The 2,164-nt window shown below is 36.0% G+C and carries 2 protein-coding genes and 1 pseudogene; all 3 read right to left on the bottom strand.

Going from position 1 to position 2,164, the window contains the following annotated elements; genetic code table 11:
- Positions 1 to 712, bottom strand: a pseudogene (locus tag ACWP87_RS13685) (hypothetical protein); the annotation flags it as partial.
- A 63-nt stretch (positions 713 to 775) separates the two neighbouring features.
- Entirely contained in the window at positions 776 to 1,018 is a 243-nt protein-coding gene (locus ACWP87_RS13680; protein WP_127817602.1) for a hypothetical protein, read from the bottom strand.
- Positions 1,019 to 1,301: 283 nt separating this feature from the next.
- The coding region (locus ACWP87_RS13675; RefSeq protein WP_435630723.1) for a helix-turn-helix domain-containing protein at positions 1,302 to 2,164 on the bottom strand (863 nt) is incomplete at its 5' end.

The following is a 2,164-nucleotide window of genomic DNA, read 5'->3' as shown; positions in this document are numbered from 1 at the left end:
ATAGTTTTAAATAAAGTATAGATAAACTGACAACTAATATGGCAATTATTATCGGCAATAAAAGCGAGGATGCAAACGAAATGAGTGGCAGAGAAATCTGCTTTTTATCATTAAGAATCATGAACGCTCTCGAACTTCCAAATTCAACTATGACGATTTGAAGGAGAGTAAGGACATTTATTAGTACTAAAAAAGGAAAAGTCTCGAAATTTTTCAGAAAAGAAACTGCTCCTAAGGGATACAACAAGCTAAATTTTTCATCTTCATATGGGAGACCCTGTTTTATCAGCGTTGCCACTTTATAATAATTATTTTTAAGTGCTTTTTGTGACTCTCCCAAAGGCCAGAAACTATATTTCTTTAGATATTTACTTCCGGACTCGAAGATGACTTTAGTCTTTTGTAAATATTCGTCGGCATCGAATGATTGCAGACTCTGTTTTTGTAACTGAAGTTCATCTATCAGTTCACCAAGATCATCAAAATGTCTTCTATTTTCTGGTAGAACATTCCCTTGTGAGTCGAGTAGAGTAGTTTGCGTTTCTTTGATTACTGTAATATTATGTGATATTACATTATTTTCACGCAAAAAGAAGGTTGATTGTGCGTCCGAAAAGCTGAAAACTGAGATTAAAAAAAGTAGTATAGGTACAATGATACATAATACCCAGATACGGCTTGCTAATGCTGCCTTTACAAAGAACTTTAGCATAATTTATACCACTTTCCGATAAGACATGAAAGGACACATTCTGTTGAATGTGTCCGGGGAATATTACCAGCTATAGATTTGACCCCTATAAGCTGCAACGTATCCACCATCAACTTGATGATAACCAGTGCGGTTTGCCCCATACGTCATGTAGGGGATATCGCCAATGTGCAAATCACCCACATAAACAACTGGCGGAAATTCAGTAAATGCCATTGAAAATGTTACCCATGTGCCATCAGGATAAACTTTACTTTGAATTGAAGCAGGACTCGTAACATCTTCATCCCCTCCTCGTGTAACCAATGATATCCGTGATGGCTAGCATTTTTTTCAGAATTGCAGATTTGAATCGGAATTTTACAATAAGAAAATTCGTCTACAATGGTTCTTTTTGCGGTATTAACTGGCGAGTAGTCAAGTTCTTAAAACGATGATGGGTTGACTTCAGAGGCTCTTTTTCCCGCAGCAAAGGTATTGTCAAGTCGTGGCATAACATATCAAAGACGACTTCTCACAGGGAAGCCGTCTTCAATGATTATAGTTTTTTCAACACTATTGATGAACAGATAAGGACCTTAAGCATTCTTTAGATTGGTAGTTTACCTGCAAGTTTGTCCAATTTCATTAGTTTCAACACTGACCTTATTTCGTTGATCTCAGCGTTCTTAGATGCTTCTTTAGATTTGGAAGTTAAGGCCTCATAGTATTTGCCCAATAGTCTATAGAAAAAGAAGACTGGGGTGAGCGGCAAATGATTTAGATAACTTAAGGGCCTATTCATCATTGAAATTTCGTTTTTTCTGTAACAAGTGTCAATGTAGTTTATAAATATAGTTGATAATGTGCTTAGCAACTCGTCATTAAGCAAATTTTGCCTATTGTATTTATGAAGAAGAGCGTTGATTAGAAAACTAAGCTCATCGAATTCATATAGATCGATTGTATTGGCGAATAAAGCAAGCGTTCTTGCGTTCCAATTATCTTGACTAAATAGTATATCGCGACTACTCGTTTTAGTTGTCTCATCCAGATCTTTGAGACTATCTGTTAAAATGGCTTGAATAATTTTTCCCAGAATCTCAGTGTTGTGCTGCCTATCTTGCACCATTGGATTCTGCGATAAGCCATCATTAATCTTTTGAACTGTCTTAAGATCATTTGAAAAAAAGGCCGAATACAGCCTCTGTTCGATTGATGCCATTGACTCAGATTTTTTTTGTTGGATCGATACTTGTGACATAAATTTAGGAACGGATATTTTATTTAGTTCTAGGATACTAATTAGATCTTTAGCATTAATATCGTTAATGTCATTTTCTACTTTAGAGTAAAAAGAGGTTGAAATGACACCTGCTGCCATCTGTTTTTGCGTTAGTCGCAATTTGAGGCGCTCGGCTTTTAATAAAGATCCAATGGTTTGCATTTTAACAACTCCCTCGTATATGTGAG

The organism is Lacticaseibacillus sp. 22, assembly GCF_055413445.1.
This window is presented reverse-complemented; position numbering and strand designations above follow the sequence as displayed.